This window comes from Nocardia sp. NPDC051756 (assembly GCF_040681495.1).
GTDB lineage: Bacteria > Actinomycetota > Actinomycetes > Mycobacteriales > Mycobacteriaceae > Nocardia.
In genome coordinates this window covers 806159-822500 of record NZ_JBFAYV010000006.1, presented here as the reverse complement: position 1 = coordinate 822500, position 16342 = coordinate 806159, and the positions used below count along the sequence as shown (strand labels likewise).

Below are 16342 nucleotides of genomic sequence, written 5' to 3'. Positions count from 1 at the left end.
TGCTCACCCGAACGGGTTGAGCACCGCGGCCCCGGTCTCCTCGAAATGCTTCACGTTCCGCGTGACCACGGCCAGGCCGTGCACCAACGCGGTCGCCGCGATGAGCCCGTCGGCCATATCGATCGGTTGCACGCTGATCCGCGCCCACACCCGCACGACCTCGGTGGTGACCGGCAAAATCCGGTCGCCATGCCGAGTTTCGAGGTCCGCGATCGCCTGCTCGAACTTCGCCGCCCGCGCGACACCGCCGCGATGCCGCAGCAGTGCGACGCCTCGGCGTAGCTCACCGACGGTAATCACGCTGAGCCATTGCTCGGCGTTGCGGGTCTGGCCGAACCAGTCGACGACCGCGGGCGCCGGCTTCGGCCGCATCACTTCGGACAGGACGTTGGTGTCGAGGAGGTAACTCACTCTGCCGGGTCCTCGAACACATCGACCTCGCGCGGCATGCTGTGCTGCCGCTCGCTCTCGACCTCGTCGATCACGTCGGCCACCTCGTCGCCCAGCTCCGCGAAGGTCACCAAGAGCCGGTCGACAAAGCTGATGTCCGGTGGCATCAGCCTGCGGTACTCGTTGATATCGATGACCACGGCCACCGCATCCCCGTGCCGGGTGATGGTCTGCGGCCCGTCCGACTCGGCCGCGCGCAACACCTCCGAGAACCGCTGCTTGGCCTCCTGAACCTGCCACTGCACCGTCGCTGTCTCCATCTCTAGCTGCATCCGCCCCATTTGGACAGTCTAGACAGACTCCAACCCCGTGTCGACCATCCGCGCGCAATCGGACTCGGCGGGACACATCGCCCGTTCCGGCGGGACCGTGCGGAGCGCTGCTCGGTCGCCAGTCGGCCGGGGCGGCGGTCTGTCCGTCGGCTCGTGCGGCCGGTCTACCTGCAGAGACATCGCGCTCGATCGATATTTGCTGACCGTCTGCTAGTTGTCGAGCCGTATTGACGAGTAGTAGATTGGAAGGTTCCTCAGCTGGCGATGATGCGGCGACGGGGACTCGCCAGCCGATGTGTGCGGGGGGATCCTTCCCTCGGCAACGGCGAAGGAGGTGCTGGTGATGTCCGATGACGAGATCGATCGGCCGTTCGAACCTGACGGGGGTCGGCCGAAGGGGGCTTCCGGGCCGGAACCGCCTGTTCCGCAGTGGAATTCGTTTACGCCGACGCCGGTGCTGGTGACCGTGGGCGATATCGGGTGCACGGGGACCCGGGTCATGACGCCGTCGGGGGAGCATCCGCTGGCGGGTACCACGTGGATCGTGACCAATCAGACCAGTGTGGATCGGCGGATTCCGTCGTACGCGATCGTGCTGGCCGTGCTCCTGATGGTGTTCTGCCTGCTCGGCTTGGTGTTCCTGGCGGTCAAAGAGGAGAAAATCCAAGGTTTCGTGCAGGTCAGCGTCCAAGGTCCCGGCTTCTACTACGCGACCCAGGTCAGGATCACCGACCGCGCGCAGGTCTTCGATACCGAGCAGCGCGTCAACTACATCCGCGGACTGGTCGCCGCGCTGCCTGTCGCCTGAATCAGGTTGCGTCGCCGAGTGATTCGAGCAGCACCCGCAACGTGTCGGCGAGCGCGGCGCGCTGCTTCGGGGTGAGCGGAGCGAGCAGCCGCTCCTCGGTGGCGACGTGGTCGGGGAGCGCGTCATCGATGAGCTTGTGACCCTCGTCGGTCAGTGAAACGCGGACGCCACGGCCATCGGATTCGCTGGGCGACCGGCGCACCAGACCGCGTTCCTCGAGGCGATCCAGCCGCTGAGTGATGGCCCCCGACGTGACCATCGACGCGTGCATCAGCTCGGTCGGGGTCAGGCTGTGCGGCGGCTCGCTGCGTCGCAGCGTGGCCAGGACGTCGAAGGATGCGGCGTCGAGGCCGTGCGCGGCGAAGGTTTTGCGTAGCTCGGCACCGGTGAACTGCGTCAGTCTGGACAGCCGCCCGAACACGGCCATGGGCGAGACGTCCAGATCGGGACGCTGAGCCTGCCATTGCGCGAGAACGCGGTCGACATGATCGGTCACCACCGCACTCTAGCGAATACCTCAACGGTGAGGTATCTCATGCGGGAATTCCTCATCGCTAAGCTAAGTTACTTAGAGCTAAGCAACCAAATGAGGAGGGCGAATCATGCGCATCACGGTGTTCGGCGCGACCGGGGACGTCGGCAGCAGGGTGGTGGCCGAGGCATTGGCCCGCGGTCACGAGGTCGTCGCGGTGATCCGCGACCCGGCCCGCGCAGCCGCCGTGCCCGCCGCGGCCGAGGTGCGGATCGGCGACGCGGCCGACCTCGATGATGTCGTAACGCTCAGTGCCGGACAGGATCTCGTGATCACCGCGACCCGGCCGCCGTTCGGTCAGGAACACGAACTGCCGGCGCTCACCTCGGTACTATTGAAAGCCTTGGCGCACAACGGAGTCCGCCTGCTGGTCGTCGGCGGCGCGGCGACGCTGCTGGTACCGGACGCCGCTGGTGCGACGTTGCACGAAACCCCGGATTTCCCGGCACAATTGCGTCCGATCGCCCAGGCCTGCGCGGATCAGCTCGCCCTGTGCCGAGCCGAAACCGTCACGGACTGGACGTATGTGAGCCCACCGGCCGAGCTCATCCCAGGGGAGCGCACCGGCACCTACCGCCGCGGTCTCGATGAGCTGCTCACCCGCCCCGACGGCACCTCGACCATCTCGATGGAGGACTTCGCGGTCGCGCTCCTCGACGAGGCCGAACAGCCGGTGCATCGCCGCACCAGATTCACCGTGGTGGCAGCCTGAATCCTCGTTCCCCAGTTGCCGGTCTCCACTCGGAATAGCGGTCGCAGAGGTGGTCCCCCTTGGTCTGATGAATGCGTTGAATGTCAAGCAGTCCGGGGCGGTTGGTTACGACCTGACGGTCAACGAAGTGAATCTGCCGGACGAGACGTATTCCGGTCAGTACGTGAACTTCGGGGCACTGCCGGACCAGATCAAACTCAACCGTGCCTATACCGACTCATATACTCCGACGCAACGTCGGGTAGTGCTCGTCCATGAGTTGGGACACGCACTCTGGCTTGACCATTCGTGCGATTCACAGATCATGGGGCCGTCGGACTCGAGCCGCAAGGTCAGTACGTTGCAGGATCTCGACAAGGCCGTGTATCGCTACAAATGGGGATGGTGACGATGACCGTGAAGCGGAGTCAGCGATCGGCGGGGTGGGTGGCGCGGGCGGTGCTGTCGGTCTCGGCGGCAGGGACCGTGCTGGTTGCGGGCGGGGGATGCGCGACCGAGGAGGGGCCGCCCATCGTGCCTGGTACGGCGCCGCCGTCCACGTCGTATCTCAATTCCAGCAGCGTGATCGACCGCGACAATCCGGCGGCGGTGGCCGGCGCGGCGACCGACATCTTTTTCGCTCAGGTCGTCGAGTCGATGGGCTCGACCGAACGCCGCGGGCAGCTCGAGTCGCAGTTCGGGATGGAGGTGACCGAGCGATTGAAGGGTGCGGCGACGGGTCGGGTCACGGTCAATCAGCGAGGTGGCCTGAAAGATCGGACGGTGGTGGTCGAAAACGGTGACGAACTGCTCGTAATGGGCCAGTCGTATCTGATCGCGGCGCGTTACAGCGAAGACCAGGACTGGTACACGTTGATTCCGGTGGCCGGCGACATCCCCGTCACCGGGGGCAGTTCGCCGCGCAGCACCGTGCACCGACGGCCGGAGGAGCGTGCGGAGGTGCGTAACCGGATGAACGATGCGATCACGCGCCAAATCCCGTTCACCCCATCCGGATCCACCGGCAAACCCGACCCGCCCGGAACTCGGCCACCGGCGACCGCTACGCCGCCGAAGACTCCGAGCTCGACTACCGGCCCGAACATTCCGCCGACGACCTCCGCCGGTAAAACGAGCAGTTCGCCACCGCCGACCTCGTGAATGCCCATGCCGGGCGCGGCGCTATGCGATGCCGAACAGGTCGGCCGCGTTCTGATAGCAGACCTTGCGCAACCATTCATCGCCGAGGTCGAGCCGCTCCAGCGCCTCGACGGCGTGCCCGTAGGTGTACGGGATGTTCGGGAAGTCGCTGCCGAACAGGATCCGGTCGCCGAGCGAATGCAGCCGGCCGCGTTCACCGGCCGGGAACGGGTCCACTTCCTCGAAGAAGTCGGTGAACGTCATGGTGGTGTCGAACCGGATGTCCGGGTATTTCTCGGCCAGATCGAAGAATTCGGTGTACTCGGGCGCACCCATGTGCGCGACGATCAACGGCAACCGTGGAAAGCGCCGCAGCAGAGCGGCAATGGGTCCGGGCCCGGTGAATTCGCCTGGCACCGGCCCGGACCCGCAGTGGGTCACCACCGGAATCCGCGCGTCCTGAATCAATCCCCACACCGGGTCGAGCAACGGATCGCCGGGATCGAACCCACCGACCTGGACGTGCACCTTGAACAGTTGCGCGCCACGTCGAATCGCCTCTGCGACATAGCTTTCAGCAGCGGGCTCGGGGTAGAACGTCGCGGTATGCAGGCAATCCGGGGTCCGCTCGGCGAACTCGGCGGTCCAGGCGTTGAGCCAGGCGCCCATCTCCGGCTTGTGCGGATAGACCAGCGAGCTGAATGCGCGAACACCGAAGTCGCGCAACGTCTTCAACCGAACCTGCTCGTCATCCCGATAGGCGATGGGCCAGGTGCGGGCGGTGAGCGGACCGGCCGAATCGAAGTACGCCCACACCTTCCGCATCACCGGCTCCGGCATGAAATGCGTATGCACGTCGATGATTCCGGGCAACCCGAGCCGATCGCGGAATGCGGCGAGGTAGGCGTTGTCGTCCTTGCCGCTGGGCACGGCGGTTCCGGTCTCACACATCCTGCGGGTACACCGTCCGTGCGAAGTCGCCGACCCGGGTGATCAGCCGATCGAAGAACAACTCCTGATCGGTGCCGATCACGATGTCCGCGTTGGGTTCCCGGCCCCACATGCCCGCCCAGTCGGCCACCGTGGTCGCCCGCGTCAACGTTCCGGCCAGCTCCACATCGACGGTCGCCGGACGAGTGACGGCAAGCGCCGGGTCCAGCGCAACCGCGGCCGCGAACGGATCGTGCATGTGCGCGAGATACCCGAGGTCATACAGCCGATGGAAGTCGAAGTAGAACCGCACCGCGTCGGTCGCGTACCGGACGATCGGATTACTCGCCGCCGACCGCGCCTCCGGCGGATCGGCCTCCGAAACCGTCTCCACCGGAACGCTGCCCGCGCGCTCGGCCAGCTGCGCCAAGTGCTTCGGCCGCATCTCGATGGTCTCGGTGATATCGAGCGCGCAGACGATCGGCCGGCGATCCTGCGGTGCGGCGGAAAACGCGTCGAACACCTCCTTCGCGGCCTCCGGATCGACGTGCACGTTCCATTCGTTGGTGGGCGTGGTGTTTCCAGGGTGATTGAACGCGCCACCCATGATCACCAGCCGGCGCAACAGCGTCGGCAGCGCAGGCTCCAACCGCAGGGCCAACGCCAGATTGGTCAGCGGCCCCGTGCACAGCCCGACGATCTCACCGGGATGCGCCCGCACCAGCTCGACCCACATCTGCGCGGCCGAACGCGCCGACAGCGGGCGCGCGGACGGCGGCAGCTCGGCATAACCGACCCCCTGCGGCCCGTGCGTGTCCTCGGTGGTGCGCAGCGGGATCGCCAGCGGCTCGGCGGCCCCGAGGGCTACCTCGATCTCCGGCGCCCGGCACACGTCCAGCCACGCGAGATTGTTCGCCGCCACCTGCGGGGCAGGCACGTTCCCTGCGGTCGACGCGATCCCGACGATCTCGGCCTCCGGTGATGCGAGGAGGTAGAGCAGCGCGAGGGAATCGTCGACCCCGGTATCGACATCCATGATGATCTTCTGCCGCACCCGACGAGACTATCCGCCGGTCTCCTGGCGCAGCGGGCCGAGGTGTGCGCGGGCGGTCAGTGCGTCTTCAACGGCCAGGCCGGGCGATCACCGCCGAACGTGGGAGCCGGCCAGCTGTAGGCCGGGTACTCGGCGATGGCGGGTGTGGCGGTGATGACCTCGCCGTACGACATCACCTCGGTGGGATCGGGCAGCGCGGCGGGTGGGTGGCGCGGGGTGCGACCCGGTGCGGCGAGCAGCCAGGAGGCGGTGCGCGCCAAGGAAACTCGCACGTCCCGCCCGACACCGTCGGACGCCCGCGCGGCCAGCGCATCGATCACGCCGGCGGCGAGCAGGTACCCCGAGGCATGGTCGAGTGCCTGCGCGGGCAATGCGCTCGGCACCGACGGCGCGCCCTCGGCGATCGAAATCCCGGACGCCGCTTGCACAATGCTGTCGAAACCACGCCGCTCCGCCCACGGCCCGGCCTCACCCCAGGCGCTCACCCGGCCGTGCACCATCCCCGGCCGCATGGCGGCGGTGAGTCCCGCGCGCTCCAGCGAACCCGGCCGATACCCGGTCACCAGCACATCGGCCGAAGCCAGCAGATCCCGAACCAGCGGTAGTTGCGCCCATAGGTCGACCAGCGTCGACCGCTTACCCTGCCCGGTATCCGCGTACTGCCAAGAGATTTCGGGCAACTGCGGCGGATCCACCCGCAGCACATCCGCGCCCAGCAACGCCAAAGTCCGGGTTGCCACCGGCCCCGCGATCACCCGGGTCAGGTCGAGCACCCGCAGCCCACGCAACGGCTGGAACGGCGCGGCGCCCACGGGCAATCCGGGCTCCCCGCGATCGGCCCGCCGGTCGATCGCGACCAACGGCCCCATCGTCGCGGCCCACCCTTCGGCGCTGCCCAGCCACTCCTGCTCGGTCCGCACCCGCACCGCGATCGCCCCGTGCGCGGCGGCGTGATCCTCGATGTCGGCCGCGCGGCTCATCGCCATCTGCGCCACCGCGAGATCGAACGGCGCGTCGAGCGGCAACCCGAGCGCGGTGAGCAGCCGATCGCGATGGTGGGCATAGTTGGCGTGCGTGCGCACCCACCCGTCGAAGGTGGGGAAGAATCCGGACAGGTCGCCGAACATCGTCGCGGGGCGACCGCTGATGCTGAGTAACCGTTCACTACAGAACGCGGCCGTGATGCGCGCGGGATCGATGCGGTGCGCCACGGGATCGAGCCCGCGGACGCCGCGGATCCGGTTCGCGGCGGCGATCAGCGCGGCGACCGACCCGGCGGCCAGCGACCAGACCGGCAGTGTCGCAGCCAGATTGCTGCCAGGATCGGGTGAGGGCGTAATGGCAGAGGGGGTGACACCGATTCCGGCTTCGTAGTCGTGGACCAGCCGTGTGTGCGCGTTCACGCGAAAGAGCGTAATAGTTCCGTCTGAGAAGGAGTTATACATGGGCAGATCCATCGAGTCCGGTGACTGGCTGCGGAGCCTGCGCCCGGACGCGACTCCCCGACACCACCTGCTGTGTTTCCCGCCGGGCGGCGGTCCGGCGACCGCCTATCGAGATTTGGCGAAACAGTTCGGTCCGGGCGTCGAGGTGGCCGCGGTGCAGTATCCGGGGCGGCAGGATCGGCTCGGCGAAGCGCCGATCACCGAACTCGAAACGCTCGCCGAGCGGATTGCTGAAGAGGTGCTGAAGCTCGGAATCATCGACGGATTAGCGCTTTTCGGTCATAGCATGGGTGCAACAGTCGCGTTCGAGACCGCGCGCCGGCTGGAGAACAAGGGGCAGGCGTTGACGACATTGTTCGTCTCCGGCCGTCCCGCACCGACTTTCGTGGAGACCCAGCGCATCCACGTCGGCACCGACGCCGACCTGATCGCCGAGTTGCAGCGGTTGGCCGCGGACCCCGCGCCGATCCAAATGCTGCTCGACGAACCAAGTCTCGCGGAATTGGTGCTGCCCGCCGTGCGCGGCGACTACCAGGCCGTGGAGACCTATCGCTACACCCCGGGCGCCCCGCTGGCCGCCGACCTCGTCGCGCTGGTCAGCACCGAGGACCCGACGATGACCCCGGACCAGGCCGACGAGTGGCGCGAGTTCACCACCGGAACCTTCGACCGCGCAACGTTCCCCGGCGGTCACTTCTATCTGGACGAGCGGCCCGCCGAGGTGGCGAAGGTGGTCGCGGAACAGCTCGCGCGCGACCGCTCACGTGCCTGAAAACAGCTGTCGGCCAATCTATTTCGGTGTGTAGCTAGTGGGATGCCTGAAGGCGGGTGGTCGATCCGGCCGCCCGTCGCCGCAGCCATCCGTAGCCCACCCAGGACACCACCACGCACACCGCGACGAGCACCCGCACCAACCCGAGCGCGTTCTCCGGATAGATCACCCCGGTGATGTAGTGGTCGATGAACCCACTCGACGGCAGCCCGGCCTCCCCGGCCCGATGCCGCGCCCAATTCTCCAAATGGGTCAGCGGACATTCCTGCCCGAACAAGATCGTGCTGAATCCCCAGCCGAACGCGATCAGGTGCAGCCAGATGCTGCGCGGCCGGCGCCACGCGATAAAGCCCCCGACGACCACGTATGCCACGAACGCGAAATGCGCGACGGCGGTGGCGTCGGCCAACAGCCGATACAGCATCCCACCAGCGTAACCGTCAGCCGAGGTATTCGGATTCGAGCACGAGATCGGCGACCAGGGATTGGTATTCGAGGTGGGTCTTGTGTTCGGTGGTGCGCCAGCTCGAACCCTCGTGCTCGCGCATGTAGCGCCGATAACCGGGCGCTCCCGGGATCCGGACGTTGTCGGCCACCACGACGGTTCCCGGATGCAGCCAACTCGCGGCCAGAATCGACTTCAGATCGGGGAGGTACGCGGTCTTGAGATGATCGATGAACACGAAATCAACTGCACCGGGTCCGAAGTCGTGCTCGATGGCGAGGTGCCGCATGGTCGCGCCGCCGTCGCCGATCATGCCGACCACCACGGTGATCCGATCGGCGAAGCCTGCGTGTTCGATGACGGCACGGGCGATTTCGGCATTGGCGGCGCTCGCCTCCACCGACACGAGTCGCGCGCCGTCCGGCATCGCGCGGCCCGTGCGCACGGCGCTGTATCCGCAGTAAGCCCCCAGTTCGAGCAGTAGCGTCGGCTCGGCCCGCTGGATGGCGTTGTCCAGGATCAGGCCCTTTTCGTCGCCGACATTCATCAGCAGACTGCGGTTCCTGGCGAAGTCGTCGATCGCGGCGAGCACACTGTCCGGATCGCCCGCCGCGGCGGTGGCCAGGACATGCTCGAGCAGCGCCTGTTCGCGCCCGTCACCCACCTGCCCGGTGCGCAGCACGCGGCCGATCCCGAGCCCCATCCGGATGGTCGACCAGCGCAGGAACGGCAGCCGATCGTGCACCAGCGCACCGAGCCCACTCTGATTCGTCATGCCGCCCCTCGTAGATCGGTGTGCGGCCGATTCTGCCCGGGGCGCCGCCGGATTACCAGGGCGAGGGCCGTAGTCCTTGAGGAAGCAGCCGTGCAGGTCGACGCCGTGCAAAGCGGGAGATTTCCGAAGATCAGCTATATGTGACGGCTATTTTGATGGGATGACCGGCCCGCCGCGAGATTCCTTGCGGTGTAGCCTGATAACTCGCTTTCCTGCGTGAACACCAGTCATTTCAAATGAAATCTTCAGGCCGGTTGGTGCGTCAGAGGAGCCAAGAGCAAAACTTAGTCCAGGGGGACACCTGAGGAGCCAGATGTCTGATACCGCGTCATCGGCGCATACGCCGAGCGATTTGACCGTCATGCCTGAGCATGTCAGGGCAGCCGGTCAGTACATACAAACCACTGCACAGAACCTCATCAGCAGCGTTCGCTCCACATCCGCCGAGGTCGCCGGTCTCGAATCGAGCTGGCACGGCCGCGCCGCTACCGCGTACGGGTCCGCATGGGACACCGTTCACCGCGGAGCGCTCGATGTATTCGAGGCACTCGCCGACATGGGCGATCTGTTGGGCGTGGTCGTAGACCGCACCGTCGCTCAGGACAACACCACCGCGAACACGGTCAGCTCTCTCGACCTTCCCTGAGCACTCGCACACTCTCGCTATTCCGATCCAATCCCACTGGGGGACAACGCCTATGACTGATCAATACCGAGTAGACCTGGATCATCTCGACGCGGTCACGGCCAAGGTCGCGGCACTCAATTCGTTCGTGGCCGACGCCCTGGTCGAGCTGGATCAGCGCATCGCCGCCATGCAATCGACCTGGGACGGGGCCGCCGCCGACGCGCACGCGACCGCGCACGCGGAGTGGACCGCCGCCGCCGCCAAGATGGCCGACGGGCTGGAGAGAATGCGCGCTGCTGCTGCGTCGGCGCGCGCCTCCTACAACGCGAGCACCACCGCGAACCTGTCCATGCTCGGGCGGTCGGGCCAGTGACCGGCACCGTTCTCGACGTCGACACCAGCGTCTACTACGACGCAGCGACCAAAATTGCGGCCGCTGCGTCGGCCTGGTGGTCCGATATCGACGCGCGGTGGCCGGAGCTGGCAAAGGCTACGCACATGGCGGGCAGCTACGACGACGCCGTAGCCTGGGCCACCTCCTACGACAAACGCGCCACCGAGATCCTGAAAATGGTGGAAGGCGTTGCCACCGCCGCGCATTCGTACGCAGTGGTGCTCAACGAGATGGGTTTCCAGCGAGCCATGGGGGAGTACAACGCGACGATCGATGCAGTCTCGGCTCCGGTCAAACCCGCGGCCCCGCTCAATTCGGTGCTGGTGTGCCGGGTGCCGCTGCCCAGCGCGGGCGGCCCCGGTCAGGGCCTGGTCGACGGAGGGCTCGGCCTGGTCGCAAAGATCGGCCTCACCGTGCCGGACGGCAACGCCACGCTCATCTCCAATGCTGCGCTGACCTGGGACGGTGCGAAGGATTCGGCCGGCGCGGCGGGCTTCCCGGCCGTGCTCGAGGCGGCCGCGGTCGCGTTTCAGGACATTATTGCCCCAGAAGCGGCTTTCATCGATGAGGACCTGCGCGCGCTGAAAACGTCGGCGGAATCGACGCTGGCGGCGATGGGTGACCTGGCGCAGTCGTGCCGCGATCACCGTGTCGCGCTCGATGAGCTGCGCGACCTACTCAAACAACAGCTCGAGATGGTGCGCGACGCGCTGATCCAGGAATTGGCGATCACTGCCACTATGTCGGTCGCCTCGAGTTTCATCACCTTCGGAGCCGGAGCCGCAATCGGACTGGCCGCGACCGCCGCCATCTGCGCCCGCTACGCCAAGCCCATGCGCCTGATCATCGAAACCTGGCGCAACAACCGCAAAATCGCGGCCGGAGTGAAATTCGACCGAGACCTATCCCGCGCTCTCCAAGAGGTGAAACGACTCGAAGAACTCGCCCCCGGCGGAATTCTCAAAGCACGGCCGCCGATCTCCCCGACCGCTACGACGCTGACGCAGGCCGAGCGCGACATTCTCACCCAAGGCATCAACGATCCCCGCACCGGGGCTTCACTTTCGCGACTACTGCGCAAGGGCGATGACCTCACTCCCGCGCAGGCCAAACAGGTCGAAGACTTGACCAAGGCACTGGAGAAGCTGCCCAAACATGAGGGGCCGGTGGTGCGTCATACGAATATGCGCCCGGAATCCCTGGACGAATTCATACCCAACCAGCCCTATAGCGACAAAGGATTTATGTCCGCGAGTGACAAGCTGGAAGGCTCGAACGAACTGCTGGTCAACAGCTCAAAAGTGGAAATGCGGATCGTGAGCAAAAGCGGCCGCGAATTCAGCCAATATGGAACCCCCGATGAAATCGTGTTCCCACCGGGCACCAATTTCATGGTACACGAAAAAACGCCGCTCAAAGACGGGCGTATCCTTATCACCATGTCGGAAATGTAGGGAGGGCATCATGCCGAAAGAAGTAGGCGGGAAGATCTTTTACACCCGCGAAGAAGCAGAAGCGGCTGGAATGAAATTGCCGACCCCGGAAGAATTCGCGCGCAACCAAGCAATTCTCGATCAGTTCGACGCCGACATCCGCGCAGCGAAACCGGCCCCGCAAGGGACCGCCCCGGCAGGATTCGGCGGCCGGTTCTCCGATGATCTGGAGGGAACCGAATGGGAGGGCTGGACTGTCAAGGGCGGCCAGTGGTTCGACCAGAACGGAAACCCCGTCGACGAGGGAGAGCAGGGGAGATGACCAGCACGGACGAACCGATCGGGGCCGCGGGCACCGCACCTGCACGACTGCTTCGTATCGACACCTGATCACCGAATACGGGAAGGTGCTAGTGTGCGGCCGATTCTGCCCGGGGCGCCGCCGGATTACCAGGGCGAGGGCCGGTAGTCCTTGAGGAAGCAGCCGTGCAGGTCCACGCCGTTCTCGCCCTGCACGATCGGGTCGTAGACGCGGGCCGCGCCGTCCACCAGGTCGAGCGGCGCGTGGAAGCCCTCCTCGGCGAGCCGGACCTTCGTGTAGTGCGGGCGCTCGTCGGTGATCCAGCCGGTGTCCACCGCGGTCATCAAAATGCCGTCGGCTTCGAGCATTTCGCCCGCGCTGGTGCGGGTCAGCATGTTCAGCGCGGCCTTGGCCATGTTGGTGTGCGGGTGACCCGGTCCCTTGTAGGCGCGGGCGAACTGGCCTTCCATCGCCGAGACGTTGACGATGTACTTGCGCCGGGCCGCTGCCGCCGCCATGGCCGGGCGCAGCCGCGAGACCAGGATGAACGGCGCGACCGAATTGCACAGCTGCACTTCGAGCAGTTCGGTCGGATCGACCTCGGCGACGGTCTGCACCCAGCTGTTGGTGTGCGCCAGATCCGGCACCAGGCCGCCGGCGTCGATCGCGATGCCGCGCGAAATGCGTTCGGGCGTGGCCGATCCCGCGACCAGCGCGAGTTCGGCGATGTCGGCCGCGGACAGGGTCGGGGTGAGCGAGGCGGTGAGCGCGGTGGGGTGCGCCTGCATCGTCTTGCCGAAGGTCACCACGTCGGGCAGCGCGCCGGCGGGCAGCGGACCGGACTCGGCGTCGACCAGCGCGCTGTACGAGCCGGGGGAGCGGCGCACGGTCTGCGCGGCGTTGTTGATCAGGATGTCGAGCGGGCCCTGCGCCGCGACGTCGTCGGCGAGCGCGACCACCTGCGCCGGATCGCGCAGGTCGATGCCGACCACGCGCAGCCGGTGCAGCCAGTCGCCGCTGTCGTCCATGGCAGCGAAGCGGCGGATGGCGTCGTTCGGGAAGCGGGTGGTGATCGTGGTGTGCGCGCCGTCGCGCAGCAGCCGCAGCGCGATGTACATGCCGATCTTGGCCCGCCCGCCGGTGAGCAGGGCGCGGCGACCGGTCAGATCGGTACGAGCGTCCCGCTTGCTGTGGCTGCTCGCGGCGCATTCCGGGCACAGCTGGTGGTAGAACGCGTCGACCTGCGTGTACGGCTGCTTGCAGATGTAGCAGGGCCGCGCCCGGATCAGCGTGCCCGCGGTCGCCCCGCGGGCGTTCGAGGCGAGCGGGATGCCCGCGGTCTCGTCGTCGATCCGCTGCGGCGAACCGGTGGCGGTCGCGGCGATGACCTCGCGGTCCGCCTCGGCCACGGCCGTCCTGGCTTCGATCCGGCGGCGCTGCTTGAGCTTCTTGAACATGTGGCCGACCGCGCGCTGCACCGCCACCGAGTCGGGATGCTCCTTTTCCAGCTGCCCGGCCTGGTCCAGTACCCGCAGACAGGTCGCGAGCTCGTCCGGATCAATCATGCTTTCGGCCATCGGTGGTACAGGCATCCTTCGGTGAGCTGGGAAATCGACCCGACCATTGTCGCAAACTCCGCGACCTGGTTGCCGCCCGGTTACCTCTCGGTGGCCTACGCGCGCAGCAGCGCCATGGTGGTGGCGGCCGTGTGCTTCAGCAATTCGACGACTTCGGGCACCGTGATGTCGGTGGTGGTGCGCACCGAGGGCGGGTGCAGCCAGCTGATCTCGAAGGTGGTCCAGCCGTCCCGAATGGCCAGTGTGACGCCGGTGTTCTGGGCGTGCTCGGTCTCCTTGCGCACGAGGTAGGCCTCGTCGCCGATTCCGTCCAGCTTGCTGACCCGGTCGTCCTCGGCGAGTTCGGCCTGCGTCCAGGTCTCGAACCGGGCGGTGAACTCGGGCGCGGGATCGGCGCGCTTGTGCACCGCCGCGTTCACCATGAGCGTGGTGTCGTCGGCGCGCTCGCTCGGTCCGGGCGGGGCCAGGCGGATCGTGCAGTTCATCGTGTCGAGGGCGGGGTGCAGGCGGGTTTGGTGCAGGGGGTAGCGCAGCGTCGCCGAACTGGACGGGGCCAGTACGAATCCGGCGTGCAGGTAGGGCGCGGTATCGGTGATCGCACAGAGGTTGTCGACGTAGTGATAGCCGCGCAGGTCGGGTTCCGGCGCCGCGGGGTGGCTGTCGGAAACGCCGAGCACCGCGACGACCGCCAGCGTCGAGACGCCGGCCAGCGCGCCGAGCTTCCAGCGCCGGCCCCGGTTGCCGCCCGGCTGTTTCCAGCGGCCGAGCGGTTGCGGCGGCACCGGCCCGTCCGGGTACGGGCGCATCGCGCCGATCGGCGTCAACGGTTCGTGTAGCCATCCGGCGTTGCTGAGGCTAGGAGGCCTCTGACCAGCCGGTCCCATCATGGGGCGAAAGTATCACCTCGGCGCGGGTGTCGCCCGGCGTTCGAGTCAGGCCGGATCCGCGCGCAGTCCGTCGGCCGCGGTGCCGCGGCCGCAGGTGTCCGCGCGTTCGGCCAGCCGGGTGCGCAGGGCGTCGGGGATTTCCGCGCGCACCTCGATCAGTCCCTGCCACACCACATCTGGGGTGTCCGGGGTCAGCGCGGCGAGGAACTCGTCGAGATCGTCCATCCCGTCGATGAGGTCGAGCACCCGCGCCCGGCCTTCGGGATCCTGCGCGAGCGCGATATCGACCAGGGTGTCGATGTTTTCGCTGCGCGCGGCGACCAGCACCGCGGCGAGCAGTTGGTCCTTGCTCAGCTCGCCGATGCACGACGCGAGGATCGGCGTCGCGGAGTCGGGCAGCGCGTCCACCAAAGGCAGTGCCTGCGACCAGAGTTCGTGCTCGGCGGTGGTGCCGATCACCGCGCGCAGCACGTCGGGGTTCTGCATGATCGGCAGACCGGCCATGCGGCGGCGATCGGTGTCGGTCATGGCGAACGCGATCGGCAGCATGGAATTCCACAGGCCCGCCGTATCCGCCTGGGCGACAAGCTCGCCCAGCTCCGCGTCGGACTTGTCCGCCAGCCGCGCGGCCAGAATGGACAGCTGGGCCGGCTGCAGATGCACGACCAGCGGCAGCAGATCGAGCCAGAAGCCCTTGTTCAACGCGGCGTTCATGATCGAGGCGAGCACCGATTCCTCCTGTACCGCAGGCCTTTCGGCGAATGCGCGCAAGCTGTCCGCGTTCATCGCGCTGGTCACCGGCAGCAGCGAGTCCCAGGCGTCGAGCGTCCGGACCGCCTCGATCAGGCCGTCGAGCACCTCGCCGCCGAGCCCGGCCGCGATATCGCCCAGGGCGGCGCGGTTTTCGTGGCCGACGCTGTCGAGCAGGTCGATGCCCTCGGCCCAGAGGTCTGCTTCGTGTGCGGTGCGGATGACCCCGGCGAGCCGGTCGGTGACCAGTGCCATCAGCCGGTCCAGCGCGGATTTGTCCTCCATGAGGAAGCCGACGCGCAACAGGTCCGCGTCGCCGAGCACCGGCACGGCGGCCCGCATCGACTCCTCCGGGACCACGCCGACGAACCGGCTCATCGTCACATGGTCGTTCTGGCGCAACAGTTCTCGCGCCACCTCGACGACCAGTTTCGCGGGCACCGCGGCGATGATGTCGGCGGTGCGCCGCGGATCGAGCTGGATCGCGGTCTCGGCGAGGAACCGGGCGGGCAGCGCCTTGGCGATGTCCACCGCGCGCGACGGCTCGACCGAACCCGCGACGGCCGCGCACAGCACCGGGCCGAACGCGCGCTCGGCCGCCTTGGCGCTGATCGCGGTCGGCACCAGCTTCGTCGCCGCGGCAACGCGTTTCATCCGCGCGGCATCGCGGTCGAACAGTAGATCGGTGGCGCGTTCGCGGAAGCTCCGAATCGCCTCCGGGGAAAGGCCGTTGAGGAAGTCGAGCGCGGCCGGGTCGGAAATGTCTAGCAGGCGGGCGAGTTTGGTGGTCTCTGCCCGCGCCATCAATTGCGCACTCACAGCCCTAACGCTCGTTTCACCGTCGGGCGCATCAGCCGGGGGATGAGCTGGAGCGAGGATTCGACCGCCGCGCCGAGGCGTTCGCCGCGCGCGGTCACCGCGTTGCGCAGCAGGCGGTCGAGTTCGGCGAGATCGGAGTCGCTGAGCCGGTCGAATTCGTCGGGCAGGGGTGCGCCAAGGGTGCGGATCAGCGGCTGGGCTGCGTCCGGCATGGGATCTCCGTATCGGTTATGGGGGAG

At 67.1% G+C, this 16342-nt stretch carries 21 protein-coding genes; 9 read left to right on the top strand and 12 right to left on the bottom strand.

The window, feature by feature from the left end; translation table 11 throughout:
- Positions 1 to 3: 3 nt before the first annotated feature.
- Together AB0M22_RS29955 and AB0M22_RS29950 are read right to left on the bottom strand one after the other, a co-directional pair.
- Positions 4 to 411 (bottom strand): type II toxin-antitoxin system VapC family toxin, encoded by a 408-nt coding sequence (locus tag AB0M22_RS29955; protein ID WP_364733853.1) that lies wholly within the window; start codon positions 409 to 411, stop codon positions 4 to 6.
- The gene (locus AB0M22_RS29950) at positions 408 to 710 is read right to left on the bottom strand and encodes a type II toxin-antitoxin system Phd/YefM family antitoxin (RefSeq protein WP_364733850.1); all 303 of its coding nucleotides are present in this window, start codon (positions 708 to 710) and stop codon (positions 408 to 410) included. The genes AB0M22_RS29955 and AB0M22_RS29950 overlap by 4 nt, the downstream gene beginning before the upstream one ends.
- A gap of 352 nt (positions 711 to 1062) precedes the next feature.
- Between AB0M22_RS29950 and AB0M22_RS29945 the strand changes: the two genes are divergently transcribed.
- A complete protein-coding gene (locus AB0M22_RS29945) occupies positions 1063 to 1530 on the top strand; it encodes a hypothetical protein (protein ID WP_364733848.1) in 468 nt (155 codons plus the stop codon).
- A gap of 1 nt (position 1531) precedes the next feature.
- On the opposite strand, the gene AB0M22_RS29940 is transcribed toward AB0M22_RS29945, so the two are convergent.
- Complete coding sequence (locus tag AB0M22_RS29940; RefSeq protein ID WP_364733845.1) at positions 1532 to 2026, bottom strand: MarR family transcriptional regulator; 495 nt, start codon at positions 2024 to 2026, stop codon at positions 1532 to 1534.
- A gap of 106 nt (positions 2027 to 2132) precedes the next feature.
- Between AB0M22_RS29940 and AB0M22_RS29935 the strand changes: the two genes are divergently transcribed.
- The 3 genes from AB0M22_RS29935 (at position 2133) to AB0M22_RS29925 (ending at position 3914) form a co-directional block, all read left to right on the top strand.
- Positions 2133 to 2774, top strand: coding sequence for an NAD(P)H-binding protein (locus tag AB0M22_RS29935; protein ID WP_364733842.1), 642 nt, complete (start codon positions 2133 to 2135; stop codon positions 2772 to 2774).
- A gap of 67 nt (positions 2775 to 2841) precedes the next feature.
- Positions 2842 to 3162: a hypothetical protein gene (locus AB0M22_RS29930; protein ID WP_364733839.1), complete on the top strand. Its 321-nt coding sequence runs from the start codon at positions 2842 to 2844 to the stop codon at positions 3160 to 3162.
- A 2-nt stretch (positions 3163 to 3164) separates the two neighbouring features.
- Positions 3165 to 3914 carry a hypothetical protein gene (locus tag AB0M22_RS29925; protein ID WP_364733837.1) on the top strand — a complete coding sequence of 250 codons (750 nt, stop codon included), beginning with the start codon at positions 3165 to 3167 and terminating at the stop codon, positions 3912 to 3914.
- 21 nt (positions 3915 to 3935) lie between these two features.
- Here the strand turns inward: AB0M22_RS29925 and AB0M22_RS29920 are convergent, their stop codons facing one another.
- From AB0M22_RS29920 to AB0M22_RS29910, 3 genes are all read right to left on the bottom strand, one after another.
- Positions 3936 to 4844, bottom strand: coding sequence for an amidohydrolase family protein (locus AB0M22_RS29920; protein WP_364733834.1), 909 nt, complete (start codon positions 4842 to 4844; stop codon positions 3936 to 3938).
- Complete coding sequence (locus tag AB0M22_RS29915) at positions 4837 to 5859, bottom strand: nucleoside hydrolase (protein WP_364734051.1); 1023 nt, start codon at positions 5857 to 5859, stop codon at positions 4837 to 4839. Before AB0M22_RS29915 ends, AB0M22_RS29920 begins: the two co-directional genes overlap by 8 nt.
- A gap of 74 nt (positions 5860 to 5933) precedes the next feature.
- Positions 5934 to 7280, bottom strand: a complete 1347-nt coding sequence (locus AB0M22_RS29910) for a CoA transferase (protein ID WP_364733832.1) — start codon at positions 7278 to 7280, stop codon at positions 5934 to 5936.
- A gap of 40 nt (positions 7281 to 7320) precedes the next feature.
- On the opposite strand from AB0M22_RS29910, the gene AB0M22_RS29905 reads away from it, so the two are divergent.
- Positions 7321 to 8094 (top strand): alpha/beta fold hydrolase, encoded by a 774-nt coding sequence (locus AB0M22_RS29905; protein WP_364733829.1) that lies wholly within the window; start codon positions 7321 to 7323, stop codon positions 8092 to 8094.
- A 34-nt stretch (positions 8095 to 8128) separates the two neighbouring features.
- Here AB0M22_RS29905 and AB0M22_RS29900 read toward each other — a convergent pair whose 3' ends face one another.
- A complete protein-coding gene (locus AB0M22_RS29900; RefSeq protein ID WP_364733827.1) occupies positions 8129 to 8518 on the bottom strand; it encodes a DUF2784 domain-containing protein in 390 nt (129 codons plus the stop codon).
- A gap of 16 nt (positions 8519 to 8534) precedes the next feature.
- Positions 8535 to 9314, bottom strand: a complete 780-nt coding sequence (locus AB0M22_RS29895) for a class I SAM-dependent methyltransferase (RefSeq protein ID WP_364733824.1) — start codon at positions 9312 to 9314, stop codon at positions 8535 to 8537.
- Between the two features lie 313 nt (positions 9315 to 9627).
- On the opposite strand from AB0M22_RS29895, the gene AB0M22_RS29890 reads away from it, so the two are divergent.
- The 4 genes from AB0M22_RS29890 to AB0M22_RS29875 are packed head-to-tail and all read left to right on the top strand — an operon-like array spanning position 9628 to position 12091.
- Positions 9628 to 9960, top strand: coding sequence for a WXG100 family type VII secretion target (locus AB0M22_RS29890; RefSeq protein ID WP_364733822.1), 333 nt, complete (start codon positions 9628 to 9630; stop codon positions 9958 to 9960).
- 52 nt (positions 9961 to 10012) lie between these two features.
- Positions 10013 to 10315: a WXG100 family type VII secretion target gene (locus AB0M22_RS29885; RefSeq protein WP_364733819.1), complete on the top strand. Its 303-nt coding sequence runs from the start codon at positions 10013 to 10015 to the stop codon at positions 10313 to 10315.
- Positions 10312 to 11790, top strand: coding sequence for a hypothetical protein (locus AB0M22_RS29880; RefSeq protein ID WP_364733816.1), 1479 nt, complete (start codon positions 10312 to 10314; stop codon positions 11788 to 11790). Before AB0M22_RS29885 ends, AB0M22_RS29880 begins: the two co-directional genes overlap by 4 nt.
- A 10-nt stretch (positions 11791 to 11800) precedes the next feature.
- Positions 11801 to 12091: a hypothetical protein gene (locus AB0M22_RS29875; RefSeq protein ID WP_364733814.1), complete on the top strand. Its 291-nt coding sequence runs from the start codon at positions 11801 to 11803 to the stop codon at positions 12089 to 12091.
- Between the two features lie 125 nt (positions 12092 to 12216).
- Here AB0M22_RS29875 and AB0M22_RS29870 read toward each other — a convergent pair whose 3' ends face one another.
- The 4 genes from AB0M22_RS29870 to AB0M22_RS29855 all read right to left on the bottom strand — a co-directional run bounded on the left by AB0M22_RS29870 (position 12217) and on the right by AB0M22_RS29855 (position 16315).
- On the bottom strand, positions 12217 to 13647 hold the full coding sequence (locus AB0M22_RS29870; RefSeq protein WP_364733811.1) for an SDR family NAD(P)-dependent oxidoreductase: 1431 nt from the start codon (positions 13645 to 13647) through the stop codon (positions 12217 to 12219).
- A gap of 95 nt (positions 13648 to 13742) precedes the next feature.
- Positions 13743 to 14534: a hypothetical protein gene (locus tag AB0M22_RS29865; protein ID WP_364733808.1), complete on the bottom strand. Its 792-nt coding sequence runs from the start codon at positions 14532 to 14534 to the stop codon at positions 13743 to 13745.
- A gap of 45 nt (positions 14535 to 14579) precedes the next feature.
- Positions 14580 to 16103, bottom strand: a complete 1524-nt coding sequence (locus AB0M22_RS29860) for a hypothetical protein (protein WP_364733806.1) — start codon at positions 16101 to 16103, stop codon at positions 14580 to 14582.
- Positions 16100 to 16315: a hypothetical protein gene (locus AB0M22_RS29855; protein ID WP_364733804.1), complete on the bottom strand. Its 216-nt coding sequence runs from the start codon at positions 16313 to 16315 to the stop codon at positions 16100 to 16102. The genes AB0M22_RS29860 and AB0M22_RS29855 overlap by 4 nt, the downstream gene beginning before the upstream one ends.
- Positions 16316 to 16342: the final 27 nt, after the last annotated feature.

Bases quoted from the DNA above. Each gene is read 5' to 3' on its own strand.
- AB0M22_RS29950 (WP_364733850.1), bottom strand. From the start codon at position 710: ATGGAGACAGCGACGGTGCAGTGGCAGGTTCAGGAGGCCAAGCAGCGG.
- AB0M22_RS29935 (WP_364733842.1), top strand. From the start codon at position 2,133: ATGCGCATCACGGTGTTCGGCGCGACCGGGGACGTCGGCAGCAGGGTG.
- AB0M22_RS29930 (WP_364733839.1), top strand. From the start codon at position 2,842: ATGAATGCGTTGAATGTCAAGCAGTCCGGGGCGGTTGGTTACGACCTG.
- AB0M22_RS29925 (WP_364733837.1), top strand. From the start codon at position 3,165: ATGACCGTGAAGCGGAGTCAGCGATCGGCGGGGTGGGTGGCGCGGGCG.
- AB0M22_RS29920 (WP_364733834.1), bottom strand. From the start codon at position 4,844: ATGTGTGAGACCGGAACCGCCGTGCCCAGCGGCAAGGACGACAACGCC.
- AB0M22_RS29915 (WP_364734051.1), bottom strand. From the start codon at position 5,859: ATGGATGTCGATACCGGGGTCGACGATTCCCTCGCGCTGCTCTACCTC.
- AB0M22_RS29905 (WP_364733829.1), top strand. From the start codon at position 7,321: ATGGGCAGATCCATCGAGTCCGGTGACTGGCTGCGGAGCCTGCGCCCG.
- AB0M22_RS29900 (WP_364733827.1), bottom strand. From the start codon at position 8,518: ATGCTGTATCGGCTGTTGGCCGACGCCACCGCCGTCGCGCATTTCGCG.
- AB0M22_RS29895 (WP_364733824.1), bottom strand. From the start codon at position 9,314: ATGACGAATCAGAGTGGGCTCGGTGCGCTGGTGCACGATCGGCTGCCG.
- AB0M22_RS29890 (WP_364733822.1), top strand. From the start codon at position 9,628: ATGTCTGATACCGCGTCATCGGCGCATACGCCGAGCGATTTGACCGTC.
- AB0M22_RS29885 (WP_364733819.1), top strand. From the start codon at position 10,013: ATGACTGATCAATACCGAGTAGACCTGGATCATCTCGACGCGGTCACG.
- AB0M22_RS29875 (WP_364733814.1), top strand. From the start codon at position 11,801: ATGCCGAAAGAAGTAGGCGGGAAGATCTTTTACACCCGCGAAGAAGCA.
- AB0M22_RS29870 (WP_364733811.1), bottom strand. From the start codon at position 13,647: ATGGCCGAAAGCATGATTGATCCGGACGAGCTCGCGACCTGTCTGCGG.
- AB0M22_RS29865 (WP_364733808.1), bottom strand. From the start codon at position 14,534: ATGATGGGACCGGCTGGTCAGAGGCCTCCTAGCCTCAGCAACGCCGGA.
- AB0M22_RS29855 (WP_364733804.1), bottom strand. From the start codon at position 16,315: ATGCCGGACGCAGCCCAGCCGCTGATCCGCACCCTTGGCGCACCCCTG.